Source organism: Streptomyces sp. NBC_00012 (assembly GCF_045040875.1).
GTDB lineage: Bacteria > Actinomycetota > Actinomycetes > Streptomycetales > Streptomycetaceae > Streptomyces.
Map to the genome: position 1 here is coordinate 8,367,121 of NZ_CP108309.1, position 22,610 is coordinate 8,389,730.

General features: G+C 70.2%; 21 protein-coding genes. 10 read left to right on the plus strand and 11 right to left on the minus strand.

Annotated elements, in window-relative coordinates; all coding sequences use genetic code 11:
* The first annotated feature begins 219 nt into the window (after positions 1–219).
* Entirely contained in the window at positions 220–735 is a 516-nt protein-coding gene (locus OHA19_RS37675) for a lytic polysaccharide monooxygenase auxiliary activity family 9 protein (protein WP_405708500.1), read from the plus strand.
* 384 nt (positions 736–1,119) lie between these two features.
* Entirely contained in the window at positions 1,120–1,587 is a 468-nt protein-coding gene (locus OHA19_RS37680) for a hypothetical protein (protein WP_405708497.1), read from the plus strand.
* A gap of 94 nt (positions 1,588–1,681) precedes the next feature.
* On the opposite strand, the gene OHA19_RS37685 is transcribed toward OHA19_RS37680, so the two are convergent.
* The 3 genes from OHA19_RS37685 to OHA19_RS37695 form a co-directional block, all read right to left on the minus strand.
* The gene (locus OHA19_RS37685; RefSeq protein WP_405708495.1) at positions 1,682–2,401 is read right to left on the minus strand and encodes a hypothetical protein; all 720 of its coding nucleotides are present in this window, start codon (positions 2,399–2,401) and stop codon (positions 1,682–1,684) included.
* Between the two features lie 369 nt (positions 2,402–2,770).
* A complete protein-coding gene (locus OHA19_RS37690) occupies positions 2,771–3,163 on the minus strand; it encodes a hypothetical protein (RefSeq protein WP_405708492.1) in 393 nt (130 codons plus the stop codon).
* Positions 3,160–3,321: a hypothetical protein gene (locus tag OHA19_RS37695; RefSeq protein ID WP_405708487.1), complete on the minus strand. Its 162-nt coding sequence runs from the start codon at positions 3,319–3,321 to the stop codon at positions 3,160–3,162. Before OHA19_RS37695 ends, OHA19_RS37690 begins: the two co-directional genes overlap by 4 nt.
* Positions 3,322–3,912: 591 nt before the next feature.
* Here OHA19_RS37695 and OHA19_RS37700 point away from each other — a divergent pair.
* Positions 3,913–6,459: an ATP-dependent Clp protease ATP-binding subunit gene (locus OHA19_RS37700; RefSeq protein ID WP_405708483.1), complete on the plus strand. Its 2,547-nt coding sequence runs from the start codon at positions 3,913–3,915 to the stop codon at positions 6,457–6,459.
* A gap of 124 nt (positions 6,460–6,583) precedes the next feature.
* On the opposite strand, the gene OHA19_RS37705 is transcribed toward OHA19_RS37700, so the two are convergent.
* Positions 6,584–8,197 carry an NAD-dependent epimerase/dehydratase family protein gene (locus OHA19_RS37705; RefSeq protein ID WP_405708480.1) on the minus strand — a complete coding sequence of 538 codons (1,614 nt, stop codon included), beginning with the start codon at positions 8,195–8,197 and terminating at the stop codon, positions 6,584–6,586.
* Between the two features lie 217 nt (positions 8,198–8,414).
* Here OHA19_RS37705 and OHA19_RS37710 point away from each other — a divergent pair, with 217 nt between their 5' ends.
* The 3 genes from OHA19_RS37710 to OHA19_RS37720 are packed head-to-tail and all read left to right on the plus strand — an operon-like array spanning position 8,415 to position 11,019.
* On the plus strand, positions 8,415–9,560 hold the full coding sequence (locus OHA19_RS37710; protein WP_405708477.1) for an NAD-dependent epimerase/dehydratase family protein: 1,146 nt from the start codon (positions 8,415–8,417) through the stop codon (positions 9,558–9,560).
* Positions 9,557–10,051 (plus strand): NUDIX domain-containing protein, encoded by a 495-nt coding sequence (locus OHA19_RS37715; protein WP_405708474.1) that lies wholly within the window; start codon positions 9,557–9,559, stop codon positions 10,049–10,051. Before OHA19_RS37710 ends, OHA19_RS37715 begins: the two co-directional genes overlap by 4 nt.
* Complete coding sequence (locus OHA19_RS37720; protein ID WP_405708471.1) at positions 10,048–11,019, plus strand: galactokinase; 972 nt, start codon at positions 10,048–10,050, stop codon at positions 11,017–11,019. The genes OHA19_RS37715 and OHA19_RS37720 overlap by 4 nt, the downstream gene beginning before the upstream one ends.
* Here the strand turns inward: OHA19_RS37720 and OHA19_RS37725 are convergent.
* From OHA19_RS37725 to OHA19_RS37740, 4 genes are all read right to left on the minus strand, one after another.
* On the minus strand, positions 11,016–12,113 hold the full coding sequence (locus OHA19_RS37725; protein WP_405708467.1) for a radical SAM protein: 1,098 nt from the start codon (positions 12,111–12,113) through the stop codon (positions 11,016–11,018). The two genes, OHA19_RS37720 and OHA19_RS37725, sit on opposite strands and share 4 nt — an antisense overlap.
* Positions 12,114–12,177: 64 nt before the next feature.
* Entirely contained in the window at positions 12,178–13,041 is an 864-nt protein-coding gene (locus OHA19_RS37730) for a carbohydrate ABC transporter permease (RefSeq protein WP_405708463.1), read from the minus strand.
* Positions 13,038–13,952 (minus strand): carbohydrate ABC transporter permease, encoded by a 915-nt coding sequence (locus OHA19_RS37735; RefSeq protein ID WP_405753101.1) that lies wholly within the window; start codon positions 13,950–13,952, stop codon positions 13,038–13,040. The genes OHA19_RS37730 and OHA19_RS37735 overlap by 4 nt, the downstream gene beginning before the upstream one ends.
* Positions 13,942–15,240, minus strand: coding sequence for an extracellular solute-binding protein (locus tag OHA19_RS37740; protein ID WP_405753103.1), 1,299 nt, complete (start codon positions 15,238–15,240; stop codon positions 13,942–13,944). The genes OHA19_RS37735 and OHA19_RS37740 overlap by 11 nt, the downstream gene beginning before the upstream one ends.
* A 309-nt stretch (positions 15,241–15,549) precedes the next feature.
* On the opposite strand from OHA19_RS37740, the gene OHA19_RS37745 reads away from it, so the two are divergent.
* Both OHA19_RS37745 and OHA19_RS37750 read left to right on the plus strand, forming a co-directional pair.
* On the plus strand, positions 15,550–16,713 hold the full coding sequence (locus OHA19_RS37745) for a serine/threonine protein kinase (protein ID WP_405708455.1): 1,164 nt from the start codon (positions 15,550–15,552) through the stop codon (positions 16,711–16,713).
* A gap of 2 nt (positions 16,714–16,715) precedes the next feature.
* A complete protein-coding gene (locus OHA19_RS37750; RefSeq protein WP_405753105.1) occupies positions 16,716–17,486 on the plus strand; it encodes an HAD family hydrolase in 771 nt (256 codons plus the stop codon).
* Here the strand turns inward: OHA19_RS37750 and OHA19_RS37755 are convergent.
* Entirely contained in the window at positions 17,434–18,864 is a 1,431-nt protein-coding gene (locus tag OHA19_RS37755) for a N,N-dimethylformamidase beta subunit family domain-containing protein (RefSeq protein WP_405753108.1), read from the minus strand. The two genes, OHA19_RS37750 and OHA19_RS37755, sit on opposite strands and share 53 nt — an antisense overlap.
* Before the next feature lie 217 nt (positions 18,865–19,081).
* On the opposite strand from OHA19_RS37755, the gene OHA19_RS37760 reads away from it, so the two are divergent.
* Positions 19,082–19,927, plus strand: coding sequence for a class I SAM-dependent methyltransferase (locus OHA19_RS37760; RefSeq protein ID WP_405753111.1), 846 nt, complete (start codon positions 19,082–19,084; stop codon positions 19,925–19,927).
* 24 nt (positions 19,928–19,951) lie between these two features.
* The gene (locus OHA19_RS37765; protein ID WP_405708442.1) at positions 19,952–20,716 is read left to right on the plus strand and encodes a GNAT family N-acetyltransferase; all 765 of its coding nucleotides are present in this window, start codon (positions 19,952–19,954) and stop codon (positions 20,714–20,716) included.
* A gap of 67 nt (positions 20,717–20,783) precedes the next feature.
* On the opposite strand, the gene OHA19_RS37770 is transcribed toward OHA19_RS37765, so the two are convergent.
* A complete protein-coding gene (locus tag OHA19_RS37770) occupies positions 20,784–21,884 on the minus strand; it encodes a hypothetical protein (RefSeq protein ID WP_405753113.1) in 1,101 nt (366 codons plus the stop codon).
* 92 nt (positions 21,885–21,976) lie between these two features.
* Positions 21,977–22,240, minus strand: a complete 264-nt coding sequence (locus OHA19_RS37775) for a hypothetical protein (RefSeq protein WP_405708436.1) — start codon at positions 22,238–22,240, stop codon at positions 21,977–21,979.
* Positions 22,241–22,610: the final 370 nt, after the last annotated feature.

The window sequence follows — 22,610 nt, forward strand, 5'->3', positions numbered from 1 at the left end:
TCGGCGGCGAGGCACCGACATCTTGACGTGGACGCGTCGATGGGTATGGTCTAGTCCAAGTGCAGTGCCCTGTCGGACGTCGCGCGTCCGGGCGTACGCGGCAGTGGTTCCTGCAGTGCCCTTCGCGCCTTTTGGCCCCCACACCGGAGAGGCCGGTCTGCCACTACCGGGCCCCCACAGCCCGCTCGTGTGCGGCGACGCCTCATGTGAAGGAGAAGCATGCACGCGAAAAGGAAGACAGCCGCAGTCGTCGGTGCCTTACTCGCCCCCGTACTGGCTCTGAGCCTTCCGGCCGGCTCCGCCAGTGCTCACGGATACATCTCGTCGCCCCCGAGCCGCCAGGCCCAGTGCGCCGCCGGGACCGTGAGCTGCGGGGAGATCAAGTACGAGCCGCAGAGCGTGGAAGGCCCCAAGGGGCTGACCAGTTGCAGCGGAGGCAACAGCCGGTTCGCCGAACTCGACAACGACTCCAAGGGGTGGCGAGTCACCCCGGTCGGCCGGAGCACGTCGTTCCAGTGGGTCCTGACCGCCCGGCACGCAACGAGCACCTGGCAGTACTTCGCCGGCGGCCGGAAGATCGCGGAGTTCAACGACAACGGCGCGCAGCCCGGCGCCACCGTCACCCATCAGGTCGACTTCGGCGGCCTGACGGGCAGGCAGAAGGTCCTCGCGGTGTGGAACATCGCGGACACCGCAAACGCCTTCTACGCCTGTATCGATGTGAACGTCGGCTGACCGAAGAGCTTGGCCGGCGGTGCGCCGAAGCCCCCCACTACCGTGCGGGCTTCGGCGCGCTGTCATGGGTGTATCGCCGGGTGGACAGCTCCTGCGGCCGCATGCCCCTGCGCCGGGACGAGTGCCCCGGGCCGGAGGATTCATCGGATCCTTGAAGCGTGCCAACTTGCCGTCGGCAGTCAACCTCGTTGCAGTCGCCGACGCAATTCATGATCACGGCTGCATAATCCTGCAAGAAGGCCAAGACATCCGAGCAAAGTCTTTCGCGATGGCCTCCGCCGCAACGACCACTTCCGCTCCATCGAGACCTGCCGCGGCTCCTTCGACGACGTCCGCTTCCACAACCACACGATCTACATCGGCAAAGGCGTCAGCCAGACCGTCGTGAACGAGAACACCACCGGCAGGCACGAAATCTCCTTCACGAACAACATCGTGGTCAAGGAAGGCTCCGGCACCGCCTCCTTCAACCTGAAGAGCGGCGGCGTCACCCTCAACCACAACACCCTCGTCAACGTCCGCAGCGCCCCCGGCAACCCGGGCGGATCCACCGCCGACCCCCGGTTCACCCACCGCACCGGCGCACTCCCCGACGGACTGAGGCTGCACACCGCGTCACCGGCGCTCGGCGCCGCCGAGCAGACCGTCTCGGGACTCGAACCCGACACGGTGTGCGAACTCAGCGGCTGGATCCGCAGCGACGGCACTCCCACGGCCCTGGGCGCCAAGGGCTACGGCGGCAGCAAGGAGCACCTCGGCGCGCCCGTCACCGCGTCCGAGGTCCGACTGCGCGTCCTCGGTGCCCGCGCCAACCCGCACGTGGCGAAGCTGGGTCTGTACAAGGCCTCCTGACCGGGACGTTTCCAGGCAGAGCCCGGCAGGGGGCGGAACGGACGATCCCCGGTCCGCCCCGTGCGGGCACAGCGAGGATGCGGAGGCCCGACGGTCACTTCGTGCGGTCGTCCCGGTCGTGAACGCGCCGGGCGTGCGGAACACAGCAGTGCGCCGGCGAGGGGGCCGCGGGAGCGCCGTGGGCGATGTGCTCGGTCGGCGTCCGGCGCTCCGGATCGTCATCGAGCGGGTGCGTGTCGGTCCAGTAGATACTGAGCATCGTGCGGAGAGTCGTCGGATCCTGCCCGGGACCGGTGGGCACGGTCAGCCGGTCCAGATGCCGCCACAGCTCGTGGTCCGCGGGCTCGGCGCCGCCGCCGTCGCGGGCGTGGACCGCCTGGTGGCGTTGCACGGCAACCGCCAGCTCACGGAGCGTCTCCCGGCTCTGCTGACCGGAGTTGAGGCTCTGCGCGCGGTTCACGTTCCGCTGCTCCTGGCCGAGCTCGGAGATGGCTCGCTGGACACGCTGGTGAAAGTTCGCGGTGCGGCGCCGCAGCGACTCGAACTCTGCCCGGGTGGCGAACCATTCCCGCTTGCCGGCCTCACCCCGCGCGAAGCACTCGATGCGGAACTCCTCGCGCTCGGTCTTCCGACGGCGCAGCACGCTCGCGGTGCGTTCGTGGACATGCGTGAGGATCTTCCGGGCGCGCGGCAGATTGTCGGGGTGGGTGATCGCCGCCCACGTTCTGGCATCGCGGGTGGGCGGGTGAATGTTCGAGGTGAGAATCTGCTCGAACTCTTTGTCGGCGAGCTGCGCGAGGTCCTGGGCGTCCACTACTGGCCTCCAAGCCGGTGTTGGGCGGTATGTGTCCAGCGTGGCGTATGGCACCGACAAGAACGTAGAAATCCGGAAATAGAACGCGCCAGGTCCGAGGGGGAGCGGGGCAGCAATTATGACGGTGCGTCAGTCGGGGGCCGGCGGCCCGCTCCGTACGGCAGTGGTCAGCAGGCGCGGCCCACAGGAGACCGCCGCGCCGGCGAACACACCGAGGGAAGGATGCGGCCGCCGGGCGCGGATTCGTGAACGCGCTGCCTTCGGCGCGGAGCAGGACCACCCTCCGCATGTCCGAAACTGGACGCCGCAAGTCAACGTGCCCGGTCCCCTGGCGGCCGTCACCCACCGAGGCCGGGCCGGACCCCGCCCTCAGGAGCGCCACCACGGCGCACGCACCACGTCATCCTCGGTGACCCGGCGGTTCAGGCCGTTGACGACCTCGTCCCGCTTGATGTCCCAGCCCACGACACCGTTGCCCTCGCGCCCCAACTCCACGAGACGTGCGCGTTCGTTCCCCTGCCCCGTGTTCACATCGCATTCCACAACACTCGTCCAGGCGCGGCCGTCCACCGCTCCCGTCAGCGCGACCACCGGGAGCACCACCCCGGCCAGCAGCAGGGCGGCCGCGGCCGCGGCGTCCGCCGCGTGTTCGAGCCACCCGGAGGGTGAGGTACGGGCACGCCTCCCGCTGTCGCGCTCGCGACGCCCGGTGCGGTACTCCACGACCACGCCGAGACGCAGCGCGCACGAGGCGAGGGTCACCGCGCCCCCCACCACCGTCCGTGGAACGCGCCGACCACCAGAGCGAAGGTGAGCGGGACGACGGCGGCCGCGGCCGCCGTGTGCGCCACGGAGGTGTCCGTGTGCAGCCTGGCTCCGCCCTTGGCGGCGAAGTACGCGTACGTGGTGCGCGAGACCACGACAGCACCGAGGCGAGCAGCGCGGTGTCGAGGAGCATGCCGATCAGGACGTCCGGCCAGTTGGACGGCTCCATGGCGACCAGCGCCTCGCTCGCCGCGCCTCCGCCGCCGAGCGTCCAGGCCAGCTTGAGGACGGGCACGGCGAAGACGACCGCCAGCAGGATGATGTGGCCGGGGCCGCCCTTGAGATCCTCCGACTTCACGTTGCCGCTCATGGCGCAAGTCTTGGCGGCGTCCGGACGGTCGGCGAGGCGACCTGCCGGGACCTTCGTCCTCGTGGTGCGGCAGGGGCGGCCCGGGCGTCACCCGAACGGCGGATTCCCGGCCGGTCCGTCACCGGGCCGGGAACTCCGCGACGACGTGTCGAGCCACGGTGGCGGGCGATACGTGATCGTCCGCGCCGTTGCGGGACGGAGTGGGCGTTGGTCTAGTGAAATCACCTGCCCAAGGGTTGCCCCGTGGATGGGGCCACGAGGCGACCGCGGTGATCCGTGGGCCCCGGGCGGCCCACGTCCGTGCCGGGCGCAGGGCGATCCCGGCAGGCACCCGGCTCGTGCTCTCCCCCTCACCCGCACTCACTGGACGGTGACCATGACGATGTCCTCCTTCGGCTCCTTCGGCGGCCCGGACCCGTTCAACGAACTGCTCAACCGGTTCTTCGGGATGTCCCCGGCGTCCTCACCGCCACAGGTGCAGCGGGTACCCATCGGGCGGCTGCTGACCGAGTCGGCACGTGAGCTCATAGGCCGGGCGACCACGCGCGCGACCGAAGACGGCAGCCGGGACCTGGACACCGAGCATCTGCTGTGGGCGTCCACCCAGGTGGGCCCGGCACGCACCCTGCTCGAACAGGCCGGGGCGAACCCTGACGAGCTGGGCAAACGGATCGCGGAAGTGCTGCCGGGAAAGAGCCCCACACCGTCCGCGGAGCCGAGCCTGACGCCCGCCGCCAAGCGCGTACTGCTACAGGCATACGAGCGTTCCCAGGCAGCCGGCGTCTCCTACATCGGCCCGGAGCACATCCTCGGCGCGCTGCTGGACACACCGGAGTCGGGCGCGGCCAAACTGCTCGGCGCCTACGGCACGGACACCGGCAGACTGCGGCGCGAGCCGGAGAACGCGACACGGGCCGACGGCACCCCGGCGGGCGGAACCAGCGACACGCCCACACTCGACCAGTACGGACGCGACCTGACCGAAGAGGCGAAGGCCGGGAAGCTCGACCCCGTGGTCGGCAGGGCCGAGGAGATCGAGCAGACCGTGGAGGTCCTCTCCCGGCGCTCCAAGAACAACCCCGTGCTGATCGGTGAGCCCGGCGTCGGCAAGACCGCGATCGTGGAGGGAATCGCCCAGCGCATCGTGGCCGGGGACGTCCCCCGAACCCTCAAGGACAAGCGGGTGATCGCCTTGGACCTCTCCGGTCTGGTGGCGGGTTCCCAGTACCGCGGCCAGTTCGAGGAACGGCTCAAGAACGTCATCGAGGAAGTCAGCGCCGCCGCGGACTCGACGATCCTGTTCATCGACGAGCTGCACACCGTGGTCGGCGCCGGGGCGTCGGGCGAGGGCGCGATGGACGCGGGCAACATGCTCAAACCCGCGCTGGCCCGTGGTGAGCTGCACGTCGTCGGAGCGACGACCATCGACGAGTACCGCAAGCACATCGAGAAGGACGCCGCCCTGGAGCGCCGCTTCCAGCCCGTCATGGTGCCCGAGCCGACGGTCGAGGAGACCATCCAGATCCTGGAGGGCCTTCGGGACTCCTACGAGGCCCACCACCAGGTCCGCTTCGCCGACGACGCCCTGGTGGCAGCTGCCGAGCTGTCCGACCGCTACATCAGCGACCGCTTCCTGCCGGACAAGGCCATCGACCTCATGGACCAGGCGGGCGCCCGGGTACGGCTGCGGTCGCTCGGCAGGTCCACCGAAGTCGTCTCCCGCGAGGACGAGCTCGCCAAACTGAAGCGGGAGAAGGACGAGGCGGTCGCGTCCGAGGACTTCGAGAAGGCCTCCGGGCTGAAGGCGCGGATCGCGGAGACCGAAGCCGAACTCGCGGGCATCGAGGAACGCCGCGAGGGCGTCATGGATGTCACCACCGCCGACATCGCCGATGTCGTCTCCCGCCGCACCGGCATCCCGGTCACACAGCTCACCGCCAGCGAGAAGGAGAAGCTCCTCAAGCTGGAGGACGCACTGCACTCCCGGGTGGTCGGCCAGGACGAGGCGGTCACCGCGATCGCCCAGGCGGTGCGCCGCAACCGGGCCGGAATGGGCGACCCCGGCCGGCCCGTCGGCTCCTTCCTCTTCCTCGGGCCCACCGGCGTGGGAAAGACCGAACTCGCCAAGGTGCTGGCCGAGTTGCTGTTCGGCGACGAGAACCGCATGGCCCGCTTCGACATGAGCGAGTTCCAGGAGAAGCACACCGTCTCGCGGCTCGTCGGCGCACCTCCCGGGTACGTCGGCCACGAGGAGGCCGGCCAACTGACGGAGAAGGTACGCCGCCAGCCGTACAGCGTGCTCCTGTTCGACGAGGTGGAAAAGGCCCACCCCGACGTCTTCAACACGCTGCTGCAGGTCCTCGACGACGGGCGTCTGACCGACGCACAGGGACGGACGGTGGACTTCCGTCACACCGTCGTCATCATGACGTCCAACATCGGTGCCCAGCGCATCCTCGCCCACAAGGGCGATGTGTCCGAGATCCGCGACGACCTCATGGGAGACCTGCGAGGCCACTTCCCGCCGGAGTTCCTCAACCGTGTCGACGAGACGATCATCTTCCACGGCCTCGACAAGGACGACCTCGGCCACATCGTCGACCTCATGCTGGACGGCAGCAAACGCCGCGTGCGGGCCCAGGACATGGAGCTGGAGATCACCGAGGCCGCGAAGAAACTCCTCGTCGCACATGGCCACCAGCCGGAGTTCGGTGCCCGCCCGCTGCGCCGCACGATCCAGACCGAACTCGACAACCGCATCGCCTCCCTGCTGCTGAGCGGCGAAGCGGAGCCCGGCGACACGATCGTCGCCGACGTGAAGGACAACGCGCTGGTCTGCTCGATCCGCCACCCGGAGACCTCCGCAGCGGCTGCGGGGGAGCCGGGGCCGGAGGGCGGGAGCAAGGCCGGCGCGGCCGAGTAGGCCCAGCCGCCGCGGATTCCACGGCACGTCCTTCCTCTCTGCCCGGCAATGACCCCACGGCTTCGCGCAAGCCCCAGGAGCTGCGCGGCAAGCCCCGTCAGGCGCCCGGCGGCGTCTCGCCGGATCACTCCTCGGTGTGCAGGACGCCCTCGTAGGCGAGCCACTGGGCGAAGGCGTGCAGGCCGCGTGCCAGGCCCGTCACGGGCGCCCACCCGGGCGGTCGTACTGCGTCCGCCGCGACAGGACGCGTTTTCCCCGACCCGGTGCCCCTCCGCACCGGCACGGGCCGTACGGCTTCGTGCACGGCCTGTGCCAACTCGGCCGCCGTGCACGGCTTCCTGGGCGCGACCGTGAGTACGTGCTGTTCCGGCCGGAGCCGCAGCACGGCCTCGATCGCGTCGGCGAGATCGTTCACGTACACGGGATGCACTTCGGCGTCCGGATCACCCTCGATCATGACGGGGCGGCTTCGCAGTGCCTGCCACACCATGCGACCTACGGCGCCGAGGTGCGAGCAGCCGGGGCCGTACACCTCACCCACGCTCAGGCGGTACGGGACTGGGTCGCCCTGAGGGCGGATCGTCACCTCCGGCTCGGCACAGTGGAGCCGCGTGAGGTCGATCACGGCTGCGGACCGCTCCCGCCGGTCCGCCAGCCTGCGTGCGAGGTGTTCGCCGAGCGGGTTCGCCGCCCCGCGCCACACGAGTCCGCCCGGCCGCCGGGGGCGTGCCCGGTGCCCGGTGGCCGCCTCGTGCCCGGCCTGGAGCGCCAGCTGCGCCACCTCGGCCAGGGGCTTCCGGCGCCGGGCGATGTGCTCCTCCGTACTGGTGTTGCTGATGCCGCCCGGCCCGATCGTCGCCACCGCCTCCGCGTAGGCCTCGGATGCCGTGGGCAGCACGTCGAATCCGGCGCGGGCCGACTCGAACCCCAGCGCGAGAGCCGTGAGCCAGGTCCCTCGTACATCGGCCTCCCCCGCGCCGCCGCCGGGCGGACGGAGCAGCGCGGGGGAGAGACCGGTGCCGCGCAGGTACTGCTCGGCGTCCAGATGCAGCCACCGTTCCGGGCCGGGGCCGTCGGCCCGTACCGCGCACTTGGCGACGCCGTACTTGAAGAACGGGATCACCGTCAGGCCGGACAGGGTCCGGCCCTCGTCCCCGACCCCGTCCCCCGGCAGGTAGCAGACCGAGCGGCGCGGGCCGCGGAACGCGTTCCCGGAGATCGAGCCGCGGTCCTCGTGCTCGGCGAGGTTCGGCACGGCGACATGGCGCGATACACCGTTGGCACACAGATAGCGGTACATCAGGATGTCGTCGGGCCAGCCGCCGAGCCGTTCCCTCCCGTACGCGACGAAACCCTCGGCGACCCGGCGCGGCAGAACGATCGCCACACAGGGGAAGTACTCGTTGACGGAGCCGACCCAGCGGGCACCCGCCATCGCCCCGAACCGCACGGCCGCCCCGTTGCGGGAGTCCCAGAGGGCGAACAGGGCGAGCGCCGAGTCGGGTAACTCCTCGATCGCGCACCGGACCCGGTCGAAGAAGGAATCGGACAACAACATGTCGTCCTGGATCACCAGTTGATGCGTGGCCCCGTCCTCGATCGCCGACCACGCGGCCAGCGCGGTGCGCAGCACCGACGGAGTCCCGGTGGGGTCGGGGTCCATGACGACCCGCAGAAGCCCGGACGGGGCGCTCAACGCCAGTTTCTCGGCCGCCGCGCGGCGCTTGGGATGGGTCATGACCACTGCACTGAGCCGTTGACGCGCCATACGTTCTCCCTCTGTCCGGGCCTGCCCGGCACCCTTGTCCGCCAGCCAGATCCGGACAGTACGGATGGTGCACACGGCCCGCAAGAGTGCCGAAATCGCCCTCTGGCGGGCAGACGACGGGCCCAACGATGCTTGCGCTCGCACTCCGAGAAACACCTACACCCCCTGACGCCGGAAAGAGGCTTCCATGCCCGCGTTACCCTCCTTGACCGTCGGCGAGGGCTCCACCGCCAATCAGGAGACCGTCCGCTCCCGGCTCGAAAGGCTCCGTGGCGCCCGCGTCGTGGTGACCGGCGGCGGCGGACTTGTCGGCAGCCGGCTGGTCGCGCTGCTGCGGAGCGCCGGAGCCGTCGTCACCGTCCTGGACCGTATGGACGCCTACCCCGAGTCCGGCCATGCGACCTTCGGGGTGGCGCGCAGCGGCGCGCGCCTCGTCGTGGGCGACGTCCGCGACGCCGCCGTGGTCGGCGGGCTGCTGCGCGAAGCCGACTTCGTGGTGCACGCGGCCGCCTACGCGGATGTCGCCGCCTGCACCCGGCGCCCCGACATCGCCTTCCGTGCCAACGTCGAGGGCACCCAGGTCGTCCTGGAGCAGGCCGCCCGCTTCCCGGTGCGCAGGCTCGTACTGGTCTCCTCCGCCTCCGTGTACGGCGACGGCGTGCCCGGCATCGAGGGACCGCAGGTCTTCCACGAGGACATGCCGCTGCACCCGGTATCCGTGTACGCGAACTGCAAGCTCTGGGCCGAGCACCAGACCCGGCTGATGCTCGGCGCCTCCAGCGGTTCCGAGTACGCGGTGGTGCGCTACTTCTCCGTCTACGGCGAGCCCCAGATCCCCAAGCCGGGCAGCCACTCCTGGATGGTTCCCTGGCTCTCCCTACAGGCCCACCTCGGCCGGCCGATGCGCCTCAACGGCGGCGGGATCCAGGTCCGCGACCTCATCCATGTCGACGACGTCGCCGAGGCCACCGCACTCGCCCTGACCGAGGAGCGGATGGCCGGACAGACCGTCAACGTAGGTACGGGCAGGCCGACGTCGGTCAAGGAGGTGGCCGATCTGATCGCTCCGTACTTCCCCGGCGCCCGGCGGATCACCACTCCACGCCCCGAGGGGGACCCGCTCGGCGGCTACGCCTCGGTCGAACACTGCCGGGAACTGCTGCGCTGGCAGGCGGGAATCGACGTCCGCCAGGGCGTGGAGCGGTACGTGCGGTGGTTGCTCAGCACGCCGGACGCCACGCCGCGCTGGCTGGCCGACGAGGCGGCAGGGCATGAGACGCTGCGTCACGACGAGCCCGCGGGGACGGCGACGGAGGCGACACGTACGACATGAGCTATGCCGGTTCCTACATCTGGTCGTTGCGTCAAGAAGTCGGCTCCAGGACTCTCCTCGTGCCCGGTGCGCAGGTGCTTGTGCTCGATGCCGAGGGGCGCGGGCTCTTCCAGCAGCGCGTGGACAACGGGGTCTGGGAACTGCCGGCCGGTGCTTGCGAGGAGGGTGGCGACTTCGCCGACGCAGCCGTGCGGGAGGTCGCCGAGGAGACCGGTCTGCGGGTGGAACGCGATGATCTGGTGGCGTTCGGATCGCTCTCCGACCCGCAGGTGCACACCCTCACCTACCCGAACGGGGATGTGACGCACTGCTTCGCGCTGTGCTTCTGCGTCCGGCGCTGGTCGGGGACGCTGACGCCCGGCGCCGACGAGGTGCGCCAGGCACTGTTCCGGCCGCTCGGCGCCCCGCCCCGGCCACTGCACCCGCCGACGGAGGTGGTGCTGTCCATGTACGAGAGGTTCCGCACGGAGGGAAGGTTCCAGGCACGGTGAATCCCACACATCCGATACGCGCGGTGGTTCCCTGCCGGGCCTGCCTGTCCGGCGAGGACCTGGACTGGCTCGGCGGGGGCCGCTCGGTGAGTCTAGCGCTCGGTCTGATGACGACCGTGGAGGTCGTGCCCAACCCCGTTCCCCGCGGGGAGGACGAGGACAGCTGGCAGCAGGGGGTGTGGACGTTCCTGCGCGAGCGGCTGCCCGGCCTCGCCGCACATCCACCCGCCGTCACCGTGCGCAGCGAGGCTCCCGCGGCGAGCGGTCTCTCGTCGTCGACGGCGCGGATCGTGGCGCTGTTCCGGGCCTTCACGGACGCGTCGCTCTCCGGCCGGAGCATCCCCGACTCCACGATCGCGCAGTGGGCGTACGAGTTCGAGTTCGCCGTCTTCCACGGCGGCGGCATGGACCACCTCGCGGTCGTCGAGGGCGGCGCACTCCTTCTCGACGGCCGCGAGCAAGGGCTTCCGGCCGTACGGGAACGGCTCGACCTCCCGGCCGAGTGGCAGGTGGTCGTCGTGGATTCCGGCACCCACAAGGACACGAAACACCACATCCGGGATGTGCGGGCGCAGCTCGCCGCCGGCGACCCGGCGCTCGCTGCGTACCGGCGCGCCGCCGACGAGGCATCGGGCCGGGTGTGGGAGGCGCTGCACGGCAGGGACCTGGCAGGGCTCGGAGCCGCGATGGCCCACGCCCACGAGGCCATGCGCGACCACCAGCGGATGTCGACGCCGCTCCTGGAGGAGCTGCGAAGGGTCGCGCTACGCTCCGCCGGCCTGCCGCTGAAGCTGAGCGGGGCCGGCGGAGGCGGCGCCCTGGTCGGCGTCTGCCGCCTGGAGGAGACCGCGGAGCGTGTGGGCCGCCTCGAGCGGGCGCTGCGCGTCTCCCATCCGGGGGCCCGGGTCCTCCCCGCCACGGCGGCCCCGGGCACCCGCCGGGACCCGGTGCCGGCCGAGAGGCCCTAAAGGAAGGGGTCGTAGTCCTCCGCGAGCGGGGGCTCGCCGGTTCCGCGGGCGATGCGCTCCAGTTCCAGGTTGGAGCCGTGGCGTGCGCAGTGGAACCGGCAGTCCCGGCTCGGGTCGACGATCCCGCGGTCGGAGTCCTGCCAGATGGTGGCGAGGTCGTCGGTGACGGCGTCACCTATTCGGGCGAGCGGGTTGCCCCGGTGGTAGGCGCACACGTACACCCCGGAGGGGGTGATGAGGGTGCGGAGTTCGGCGACCCGGCAGCGGTCGTACTCCTTGGGCTGGACGGGGCCGACATGACTGCGCAGGGAGGTGAGAGTGGAGGAGTTGACGAGCTGGAAGCGGTCGCTCTCCAGCCGGGCGGCCTCGGCGAGCTGGCGGTCGACCGATTCCAGCATCTCCTCGGGGACCTGCACGACGTGGTGGTCGTCGTCGAACATGGCCTTGGTCTCGAAGTAGTCGCAGCCGATGTCGTGGGCGAGTTCGGCAGCGCGCAGCACCTCGTGATGATTGGCGACGATCCGCCCGTCCGGTTCCCGGCGCGACATGACGAGGAAGGAATAGCCGAGGGCTCCGGCCTTCTCGGCGGCGAGCAGCCGCATGTTCTCGATCACCTTGTCGAAGACGCTGCGGCCCTTGCGGTCCGGCCGGAACAGGCCGTACGTCTCGGCGGTGCCGGCGTCGACGGAGACGCGGACCCAGGTGGCGTACTGGGCGAGTTCGGCGAGGTTCTGCTTGATCATCGTGCCATTGGTGACGACTCCGACGGCCAGGCCCGCCTCGCCTAGGATGCGTAAGACCCGGCGTGTGCCGCGATGGGCGAGGGGTTCCCCGCCGCCGATGAGGACGACGGCCCGGACGGACATCGCGACGAGTTCCTCGGCGAGGGCGGCGAGCCGGTCCGGGGTGAACCTGCCCTGGTTGAGGAGCTTCCCGCTGATGCACTCGGGGCAGGCCAGGTCGCAGAACGTGGTCGGGTCGAAATCCACGACGAGCGGGGCGCGGGAGGGCGAGCCGGAGGCGGCCTGGAGTATCCGGGGCCAGCCCGAGGGCTGGTAGAGCTTGGAGACGAGGTCGAGACGGTCGTGCGTCACAGGGTTCTCCTATGCGTGGTGAACAGGGGCGTCGTCGGGGGCCGTGCCGGTCCTGACCGGGCGCTCAGCCCTTGACCGCTCCGGTGGCCAGCCCCGCGGCGATCTTGCGCTGGACGGCCAGGAAGAACACGACGACGGGCAGGGCCGTGAGCGTGGCGCCCGCCATCAGCCCGCCGTAGTCGGTGCCGAAACTGGTCTGGAAGGAGACCAGCCAGATGCTGAGGGTCTGCTTCTCCGGAGTGGACAGCAGGACGTAGACGAGGACGTACTCGTTCCACGCCTGCACCATGGCGAAGACGGAGGTGGCGACCAGTCCGGGGGCGAGCAGTGGCAGGACGACGCGGACGAAGGCGCCGAAGCGGCCGCAGCCGTCGACCATCGCCGCCTCTTCGAGCTCGACCGGGATGGCCGAGATGAAGCCGTGCAGCATCCACACGGTGAACGGCAGCGTGAAGACGAGGTAGACGAGGATCACCCCGCCGAGGCTGTCGGTGAGACCCGCCTCGTTGAGAAGCAGGTAGACGGGGATGACGAGGGCGGCGAGCGGGATCATCTGGACGGTGAGGATCACCACGACGAACGCCTTGCGGCCGGCGAAGCGGAAGCGGGAGAGGGCGAACGCGGCGAGGGTGCCGACCAGGAGTGAGACCAGGACGGTGCCGAGGCCGATGACTGCGCTGGAACGGACGTTGGACCAGAAGGTCTCCGTGCGCATCGCGCGGGCGAAGTTGGCGAGGGTGGGGTTGGCCGGCCAGAACTCGGGCGGCAGGCTGAGGATCTCGGTCGCGGGCCGGAACGCGGTGATGAGCATCCAGTAGACGGGGAAGCCGACGGCGGCGGCCACGAGGAGGCCGAGGACGTCGTAGCGGCGCCGGGTCCCGCGACGCAGTCCCTTGCCCGGCCCCGGCCGCTTCCGTGCCCCGCTCATTCGACTTCCCCCAGTCTCAGCATCTGCCGCAGGTAGAGCACGGCCCCGGCGAGCAGCAGCACGACGGTGACCAGGGCGATCGCGGCTCCGGCGCTGTAGCGGTTGACGGCGAAGGACTCGATGAAGGAGTACACGCCGAGCAGGTAGTACTCGCGCTCGGGCTGGCCGCCGCGCATCAGCCAGATCTGGTTGAAGACGCCGAAGTCCCAGATCGACATCAGGGTGGTGACCATCACGAACAGCGGTTTGATCGCCGGGAAGGTGACGTACCGGAATACCTGGGACGGGCGGGCGCCGTCGATGAGGGCGGCCTCCTCCAGCTCCGGCGGGATCTGGGCGAGCGCCGCGTGCAGGCTGATCGCGGCGAACGGCAGCGCGCCCCAGACGACGACGGCGGTGATCACGGCGAAGCCCTGCAACGGGTCGGTGAACCAGTTGTGCCGGGCCAGGTCGAGTCCGGGCAGTGTCGAGAGCAGCCAGTTGACGACGCCGTAGTCCGCGTCGAAGAGCCAGCGGAAGATGGCCGCCGCGACCATCACGGGCATCGCCCAGACAGCGACGAGAATCCCGGCGAGGACGGCGCGGACCCATGGGGACACCAGGCGCATCAGAAGGGCGGTGAGCAGGCCGAGCACCATGGTGAGCGTGACGCAGACGAGGGTGAACAGTGCCGTGCGAGCCGTCACCGTCCAGAAGAACCCGTCGCTCAGGATCGTCCGGAACTGCCCGAGCCCGGCCCAGGGCGGTGCCGTTCCGCTGAACAGCTCCTTGCGGGTCATGTCCTGGAAGGCCAGGGTCACCATGTCGACCAGCGGATAGCCGAGCACCACCAGGAGGGCGAGGAGGGCCGGGGCGATCAACAGGTAGGGCAGGAAGGGGCGAAGCCTGCGCCCGGCCGGATCAGTGCTCATTGATCACGGCGTCGATCCTGCGGTCCGCGTCCCGCGCGGCGTCCGTCACGGACGCCTTGCCGGTGGCGATGCGCTCCAGCATCTCGGGCAGGACGTTGGACTTCTCCACCGAGGTCCAGCCGGGGGCGAGGGGAGTGACCCAGCCGCGCGTGGCGGCCTGGGCGGCCGGGCCGTTTATGCCTCCGGCCGCGACTTCCGCGAGCTGGACGGTGTTGTTGGGCAGGGTGTTGGCGGCGACCAGCTGCTTCTGCGACTCCCGGTCGGTGAAGAGGCGGATCCAGTCGTTCGCGAGGTCCTGGTTCTTCGACTTGACGGGCACGGCAAGAGTGGAGCCGCCGAGGAACGGCGGGAGGAGCTGTCCGGACGGGCCGGGGAAGGCGAAGGTGGCGAACTTGCCCTTGAGCCGTGGGTCGCCGCCGGAGCGGACGTCGGCTGCGGCCGCCGCCTCCCAGGTGTTGCCGTAGAAGACGCCGACCTTGCCCTGCCCGACCACAGCAGGCTGGTCCCCGTTGTCCTTCGCCCGGTCGCCGACGTAGTAGTCGTCCAGGAGCTTCTTCCAGGTGGTGAGCCCGGCGACGGACTTCGGCGAGGAGAGCGCGCCCTGCCAGCGGCCGTCCTTCTCGACCGCCATCTCACCGCCGGCGTCCTTGACGAAGCCCATGGCGGCGGACCAGTAGCGGCCGGGCATGTAGAAGGCCGAGAAACCGGGGTCCTTGGCACCGTACTGCTTCTTGAGCCGGTCCAGGGAGGAGATCAGTTCGGGGTACGTGCGCGGCGCGTGGGTGAGACCGGCACGCTGGAAGTAGTCGGTGCGGTAGACGCCGACGCGGGCTCCCGCGTAGTACGGCACGCAGTACGTCCGGCCCTCGTCGCGGCAGGCGTCGGCGAGCGCGGGCAGCCACTGCCCGGAGCGGTCGAAGCTCTTCGGGTCGAGCGGCGCGAAGGCGCCGTTGACGATGTAGTTGGTGGTCTCGCTGTTGCCCATCTCGACCACGTCGGGCACGTTCCGGCCCGCGAGGACCGCGTCGAGTTTCTGGTTCTTGGTCGTCCACTGCTGGTACTGGACGTCGACCTCGACCCCGGGGTGCTTCTTCGCGAACCGGGCGTTGGCGGAGGCGACCAGCTCCGGCCAGCTTTCCCGGGAGTCGACCGTCAGCCACACCGTCAGTCCGTCGCCGCCCCCGGCCCGTTCGCCCGGCGCGTCGCGGTCGCCCGCACTACAGCCCGCCGCCGTGAGCAGAAGGAGGGCTCCCAGGATCATGGATCGGCGGTGCGGGCGCAGTGCCATGGGTTCCTCCGCGCGGGGTCATTGAGACGTACGGGGCTTCGGCGACGGTCCTTTCACTACCCCGCGGGCCGCGACTCTCCGCAGCGGCACGGAGTTTCGGCCGGAACACGACGGTGTGCTTCCCACGAAAAGCCCAGCGTTCCGTCGCTGTGCAGTGTGGATGCCGAAAGGCGCCGCGGCGGTGGGGCCGTACTCAGGCCACGCTGACGCGATCGGCACGGTGGGTAGCGGGGTGGCTCTTGACGGTGACGTGACAGTGCCCGCAGTTTGGCCTGCGGCACTCCACGACCCCGATCGAAGGGCTTGTACGTGACCGAGCAGAGAACAACCGCCTCCGACATCTCCGCGCGCCCCGTGCGAGTCAACTCCTGGAACGGCTGGGACCCGCTGCGGCATGTGATCGTCGGCCGGGCGGAGGGCACCGTGGTGCAGGCCCCCGAGCACGCGGTGCGCCGGGACTACCCCGACGACGGCTTCCCCATGGGGACGTACGGCCCCATGCCCGCGGACATGGTGGCCGAGGCCGAGCAGCAGCTCGACGACTTCGCGGACATGCTGCGGCGGCGCGGCATCAGGGTGGACCGCCCCACCCCGTTCGACTTCACCCAGCAGGTGGGTACGCCGGAGTGGACGCACGAGTCGATGTTCGGCTGCATGCCGCCCCGGGACTTGCTGCTGACGGTCGGCAACGAGGTCCTGGAAGCGACCATGTCGTACCGCAGCCGCTGGTTCGAGTACCTGTGCTACCGGCCGGTGCTGCAGAGCCTGTTCGACGCCGACGACCGGATGCGCTGGGAGGCCGCGCCCAAACCGCGGCTGACGGATGCCTCGTACCGGACGGGGTTCTGGGACACGTACAACGAGCTGTCGACCGAGGAGCAGCTGGCTCGGGTCCGCGACTACGACCTGGTGCTCACCGAGGCCGAGCCGCTGTTCGACGCCGCGGACGTGGCACGGTTCGGCAAGGACCTGTTCGTGCAGCTGTCGTTCGTCACCAACAAGAGCGGGTACGAGTGGCTGCGGCGCCACTACCCCGACCACCGGGTGCACGCGGTGACCTCGACCAACACCCATCCGCTGCACATCGACGCGACCTGGGTGCCGCTGCGGCCCGGATTGGTGCTGCACTGCGGGGAGCGGCTCGCGGACGCCGAGCTGATGGAGTTCTTCAAGCTCAATGACTGGGAGATCGTCGAGGCCGTGCAGCCGGCGAGCTGGGATCATCCGCCGAAGCTGTCCTTCTGCAGTCCGTGGCTCGCCGGGAACATGCTGAACCTCGACGCGAACACACTGTGCGTCGAGGAGAAGGAGGTGCGGCTCGCGGAGCAGCTGTCGTCGTACGGCTTCGAGATCGTGCCGGTGCCGTTCCGGGCGGTCGGACCGTTCGGCGGCGGGTTGCACTGCGCGACGGTCGACATCGAGCGGGAGGGCACACTGGAGGACTACTTCCCGCACAGGTACGGCCGGTTCTAGGAATGGAGCGCGGTCCTGTGATGGTGCCGGACGGTGTCGGCGCGGTCGTCTTCGACTTCTACGGGACGCTGGTGCGGATGGTGGAGCCGCTGCCGCCGGACCATCGCGGGATCTTCGCGCGCCGGGGCCTGGCGGCCCAGGGCGAACTCTGGGGGGACCAGTGGTCGGTGGGCCCCTGCGAGGGCGAGGAGCATGCGGAGCACTCGGCCGATGAGGCGGCGTACACGGGGTGGGAGCGGGACCGACTGCGGCGGCGGGCGCGTGCCTGCGGAGTGCCGGAGGGTGAGCTGGACGGTCTGGTCGCCGAGCTCGACCGGGCGATGAAGGCGGTGCGGCTTGAGCTCTTCGCGGACGTGCCCGGAGTGCTCGCGGCGCTGCGGGAGCGGGGGCTGCTCGTCGGGGTGTGCTCCAACTGGTTCTGGAACCTGGAGGAATGCGTCGAGGCGGTGGGGCTGGGCGGGGCCGTGGACGTGGTCGTCGGCTCCGCGCGGGCCGGGGCGCGCAAGCCCCATCCGCTGATCTACCGCGCGCTGGTGGAACGGTGTTCGCTGCCGGGCGGGCGGGTGCTGTTCGTCGGCGACATGTGGGTGCCCGACGTGCTCGGTCCGCTGGCGGCCGGGATGCGGGCGGTGCATCTGTGGCGTCCCGACCGTGCGGTGGAGGGCATCGCGCCGCCCCTGCCGGAGCGGGCGGCGCGGATCTCCGGACTGCGGGAACTGCTCACCCCGGGAGCGGGGTCCGGTGGCGAAGGCGGTCGAGGATGTTCCGGGTGACGCGGACGACGGCCGGGTCCTGTTCGTGCCCGCACACCACGGACCAGTCGGTGGTGCCTGCGGTGAAGACGGTGCCGCCCGCGGTGTAGACACCCATCGTGGCGGCGCGGGGGCTGTTGATGGCCGCTTCGCGCACGGGGCCGTTCCAGTGGCCCCACTTGAAATGGTGGAAATCCTCGTGCACCGGTTCCAGAACGTGAATTCCAAGAATCAGGAAGGAGTCCGGAGTCCCGTCCTCGCCGGTGGCATGGGCGATTCCGAACTCGTCGTGGATGTATGCGGCACCGTCGCATTCGTATCCGATGAGGGGCGTTCCCGATCCGAGCCGGTCCGGCGTTTCCCCGCCGGATCCGTCACGCAGTCCGGTGCCCTCGTAGATCCAGTGGTCGGCGTGCTGCACCGTGTACCCGTCGCGGGGGCGGTCGCCGGGCCATTCCGTGGCGGGCCACATTCCACCATTGCGAAAACTCACACCGGTGAGCGAGTTCTCCGGGTTTCCGACGCCGTCGGGGGCGGGTGTCCACCATTGGTCGGTGGCAGGCGAATGAGGGTATTCGTCGCCGACGTGGTGGTCGGTATCGGACACAAAAGCAGTGTTGTCGTCCGTCGGATGCACACGCCACCAGCAGGTGTTGGCGCTGAGAAATGCGATGTTTCCGCCCTCACGGACGAATCGCTCCGCGTGGGTGCGCATCGCGATGCTCCAGTATTCGTCATGGCCGACGCTGAGGAGGAGATCGTACGAGGAGAGCAGGGCGGGGTCCTCGTGCAGATCGAGGTCGGTGCAGAACTCGACGGGATAGCCGTGGCGTTCCAGCCAGGCGACGAAGGGCGCGTCCCAGTAGGCGAGATCGATGACGCCGCCCGGGCGGTGGAGGCTGACCTTGTGGCCCCGGAGGGTGCCGTCGCCACCGGTGCGGTGGACGGGGTGGTCGTAGAGGCTGACCGCGCGTTCCAGACCGGGCCGGTCGGAGCGGTTGTAGGCGTGTCGCGTGAAGGTGGACTTCTTGTAGAGGATGCGGGAGTGACCGCCGGGCACGCGGGGGCGTACGACGAAGAACTCCCGCTCGTGCCCCTCGAGGTGCTCCGCGTCGAGCAGGGGCGGATTCCCTGTACGGTCCGGACCGTGCTCGGCGCATTCGATGAATTCTGCCAGGTAGATTCCGGGCTGCCAGTCCTCCGGTACGGGAAGGGTGATCGGCGGCCAGTTCCAGTCGTCGGACGGTGAGGCGAGGCCGGGTATTCCGTCAGGATGTTCGGGCGGGGAATGCAGGGTTCCCCGGTACGTATCGGATTCCCCAACCGGTATGAGTTCCTGTCCCAGCCGGTAAAACCTGAGACGGAATCGAGGGGCGTCCGTAGAGATGTGCAGCGTCATTTCTCCACCGACGATGACACTTTCACGACCAAGATATCCTTCAATCATGCCGGACATGCTAAGTAGCGACCGGGCGGACGACAACAGTGTCGTGAACCGGCCATTCGAGCCACTTTTTTGGACACGGCGGGTACTTTTCGACTCCGTGTCGGGCGACGCGGGTAGGGCGGAAGTCAGACAGGACATGCGACCGTCCGCCGATCGGTGAGGGGCTCGAATGAGCGGTGAATTCCGCGTACGAGAAATGGTGCTGGGGATCGAGGGTCTTGCGCTGCTGCGCCATGCCGGGGACGGCGACGAGACGTTCCTCCAGGAGCGGATGACGGAAATGCGCCGCTTCGTCCTCGACGAGGAGAAGGTGCCGGACGGCGGGGCCACGGTCAGCGAGCTCGACGCGGCGGAAGGGTACGCGATCTGGTCGGCGGTGTACGACTCACTGCCCAGCTCGTACATCGAGGTGGAGGAGCCGGTCGTCCACTCGATCCTTGACGGCCTGGAGACGGGTGTGGCGCTCGACGCCGCCTGCGGCACCGGGCGGCAGACCCGGGCACTGACCGAGCGCGGCCACCGCACGATCGGCGTGGACCAGTCGCCGCAGATGATGGCGAAGGCCCGCGAGCACGCCCCGGACGCCGAGTTCCGCGTGGGGCGGCTGGAGCGGCTGCCGCTCGACGACGACTCCGTCGACCTAGCGGTCTGCTCACTGGCCATGACGCACCTTCCGGAGCTCGCCACGGGTGTGGCGGAGCTGGCGCGGGTGGTCCGGCCGGGTGGGCGGATCGTGGTCTCCGACATGCACCCGTTCGTCATCGCGCTGCAGGGTCAGTGCCACTTCGTGCGAGGCGCCGACGAGCTGGCGTTCGTACGCAACCACCTGCATCTGCCGAGCCGCTACCTCGACGCGTTCGGCCGGGCCGGGCTGCGGGTGCGCGGCTGCCACGAGCCGCTGTTCAACGGGCGGCTCGCGCCGGGCGGCTACGAGGAGTTCATCGCGGACGCGGCCCGCGCCGCCTGGGACGGTTTGCCGATCGTCGTCGTCTGGGATGTCGAAGTCCCTGCCTGAGGGCTGTCCTGAAAGGGGGGCTCCATGGCCCTGGTAGTGGTACGCCATGCGGAACGGCCCGAGCTGTGGGACCGCATTCCCGAGCGGTTCGCCGGTGTGGTGCCCGAATACAACCTGCACGGTGACATCAACGGCGACTACTGGAACCGGCTGTTCGAGGACTTTCCGGAGTTTCAGTTCGTCCTTTACGACGAGGAGCACGAGGAGATCGTCGGCGCGGGCCGTTCGCTGCCCCGTGCCTGGGACGGCACCGCGGCCGATCTGGGTCCGGGCCTGGACGACTCGATCGCGCGGGCCTTCGCGGACCGCGATGCCGGGCGAGCGCCCGGCGCCCTGTGCGCGCTGGGCATCGAGGTGGCCGAGGACCACCAGGGCCGGGGTCTGTCCAAGGTGCTGCTGGACACGATGTCGGACACGGCGCGCCGTGCCGGGCTCGGGACGGTCCTGGTGCCGGTGCGGCCCACCTGGAAGGACCGCTACCCGCTGGTGCCGATCGAGCGGTACGCGGCATGGACCCGGGACGACGGGGCCCCGTTCGACCCATGGATCCGAACCCAGGTGGGCGCGGGCGGCACGGTCGCGGCGGCGTCGGACCGGTCCTCGCGGATCACGGGCACGGTCGCCGAGTGGGAGAGCTGGACGGGTTTCGCCTTCCCGGAGGACGGCGAGTACGTCTTCCCGGGCGGTCTCGCGCCGCTCCGGATCACCCGGGCCCGGGACCTGGGAGCCTACTGGGAGCCCGGGGTGTGGATCACGCACCGGGTCGCGGACGGCCCTGGGCCTGCGTGACGGTCCGGTCGGTCCGTCCGGCGGTCGCTACGCCGCGAAGGGCCGGCAGGTGCCGGAGGCCACCCCGTCAGAGCCGCTCGCCCGCGCGGACGGCGGTCCATGCCAACGCGGCCATCGTACGGACCTCGTCCGGGCCCGCCTCCGGGCGGCGTTCGGGCGGGAGTCCGGCGGGTCCGGCGGTGGCGACGGCGGAGCGCCTCATGCGGTCGAGCGCGTCCGGGGGCACACCGTCCGGCGAGGGGGCCAGGTGCCGGGCTGCTCGGGCGGCCTGCCGTCCGAGCAGCAGGCAGTGGATCCACAGCTCCTCCGCGAAAGCCCTGCCGAATCTCCGGGCCACATCCGCCGCGAGGTCATCCGGCATGTGCGTGGTCCGTGCCTCCCGGACCGTCTCCTCGGTGAGTCCGGTCGAGGACAGCGCATCGCGCCACCGGTGGTGGCCGCGCCCGCCGTCGGCGCCTCGTTCCTGGCCGGCTCGACGGATGTACCCCTCTCCGTACCGCATGTACGGGATCCACCCCGGCTCCTCCAGGACGCGGCCCCGGGCGAGCAGGGGCGCGGCGTCGGCGGCGGAGGTGGGGCAGACGGCGAGGCGGATGCCTTGGGCCGCATGGCCGTTGATGCTGCTGGTGCCGATGTGCTCGACGATGTTCGGCACGGCGAGCAAGCTCATCCGGCCGCGGCCGCGGCCGCGGAAGAAGACGGAGAGCAGTTCGTCGTCGTGGCGTTCGGCGCTTTCTCGGGCGTACTCGCGAAAGTCGGCGGCGGTCCCGGTCGGCAGGCAGACCCCCAGCGACGGCGTGAACTCATCGGGCACGGCCCGCACCCAACAGGCTCCGGCGAGGGCGGCGAGCCGAACGGCGGCGCCGTTGCGGGCGTGCCAGTTGGTGTAGAAGACCAGCGCCTCGTCGGGAAACCGGGCGGCGGCCCGCCCGACGATCTCCATGAGCTCGGCGGGGGCGTCGACATCGTCCTGGACGACGAGATGATGGCTGGCCTCCGGGGCCACGGCCGCCCACGCGACCAGGGCGGTTCGCAGGGCGGAGGGCGGCCCCTCGGGGTCGGGGTCGAGGGCGAGACCGTCGAGCCGCAGCCGGGCGGCGAGGTCCTGGGCCTGGGTGAGGCGCACGGGGTGGGTCATGACGGCCGAACTCACGTGTACCTCGGTCACACGGCACTCCTCGGCTGCTCGGCTGGGGTGGTCGCCGGTCATAATCGCAGAGCGCGGCCGCGCGGGCCCGGAGCGCGGGGACTTTGGCCGGATCAGGGACGGTGGCGGGTGCCCCGATGGGAGCGGGCACGGGGTTCGCCGTCGGTGGAGTAGCGCACTGCCTGGTGGTGCCGGCCGCCGGTGTCGTCCACGGGGGAGTCCGGTATCCGGCGCCCGCGAAAGAGCAGGACGGTGACGACGAGCCAGCACAGCACGATGGCGGTGTCGGCATACACGACGAGGCCGAGCGGCAGACCGGCCCGGTGCACAGCCAGTGTCGCGAGCCCCGCAAGGCCGCCCCCGACGACGAGCAACAAGGATCGCAGAGTTCGCCGCACTGTGAACGCCCCTCATCCGTCGCGCTGCTTCCGAGAAGTGAACGGCAGAGCATCCCGTTGTGTGACGGCCCATTCCGGCCAGTCTGGCCCGACACCGCCCAACGAGAGTCCGGACGGTGGCGGCAAGACGCGAGACCAGTGGTAAATATGTTCAGGGGGTGAACCTCTCAACCCGTAAGGGTGATTGACCCCTCCGGGGTGCGACGACGCGCCGGGGTGCGGCTAACTCTGCTCCTTATGATTCAGAACCTGCTGCGTACCGCCACGGCGGTCGCTCTCACCGCCCTGCCCCTCACCATGGCGAGCCCGGCGCACGCCGGAGAAAGCTCCGTCGCACCACGGGCGAGCT

Excerpts from the sequence above, each read along its gene's own strand:
- OHA19_RS37715 (WP_405708474.1), top strand. The coding sequence starts at position 9,557 with ATGAGCTATGCCGGTTCCTACATCTGGTCGTTGCGTCAAGAAGTCGGC.
- OHA19_RS37675 (WP_405708500.1), top strand. The coding sequence starts at position 220 with ATGCACGCGAAAAGGAAGACAGCCGCAGTCGTCGGTGCCTTACTCGCC.
- OHA19_RS37755 (WP_405753108.1), bottom strand. The coding sequence starts at position 18,864 with ATGACGCTGCACATCTCTACGGACGCCCCTCGATTCCGTCTCAGGTTT.
- OHA19_RS37710 (WP_405708477.1), top strand. The coding sequence starts at position 8,415 with ATGCCCGCGTTACCCTCCTTGACCGTCGGCGAGGGCTCCACCGCCAAT.
- OHA19_RS37705 (WP_405708480.1), bottom strand. The coding sequence starts at position 8,197 with ATGACCCATCCCAAGCGCCGCGCGGCGGCCGAGAAACTGGCGTTGAGC.
- OHA19_RS37735 (WP_405753101.1), bottom strand. The coding sequence starts at position 13,952 with ATGAGCACTGATCCGGCCGGGCGCAGGCTTCGCCCCTTCCTGCCCTAC.
- OHA19_RS37760 (WP_405753111.1), top strand. The coding sequence starts at position 19,082 with ATGAGCGGTGAATTCCGCGTACGAGAAATGGTGCTGGGGATCGAGGGT.
- OHA19_RS37700 (WP_405708483.1), top strand. The coding sequence starts at position 3,913 with ATGACGATGTCCTCCTTCGGCTCCTTCGGCGGCCCGGACCCGTTCAAC.
- OHA19_RS37730 (WP_405708463.1), bottom strand. The coding sequence starts at position 13,041 with ATGAGCGGGGCACGGAAGCGGCCGGGGCCGGGCAAGGGACTGCGTCGC.
- OHA19_RS37765 (WP_405708442.1), top strand. The coding sequence starts at position 19,952 with ATGGCCCTGGTAGTGGTACGCCATGCGGAACGGCCCGAGCTGTGGGAC.
- OHA19_RS37740 (WP_405753103.1), bottom strand. The coding sequence starts at position 15,240 with ATGGCACTGCGCCCGCACCGCCGATCCATGATCCTGGGAGCCCTCCTT.
- OHA19_RS37750 (WP_405753105.1), top strand. The coding sequence starts at position 16,716 with ATGGAGCGCGGTCCTGTGATGGTGCCGGACGGTGTCGGCGCGGTCGTC.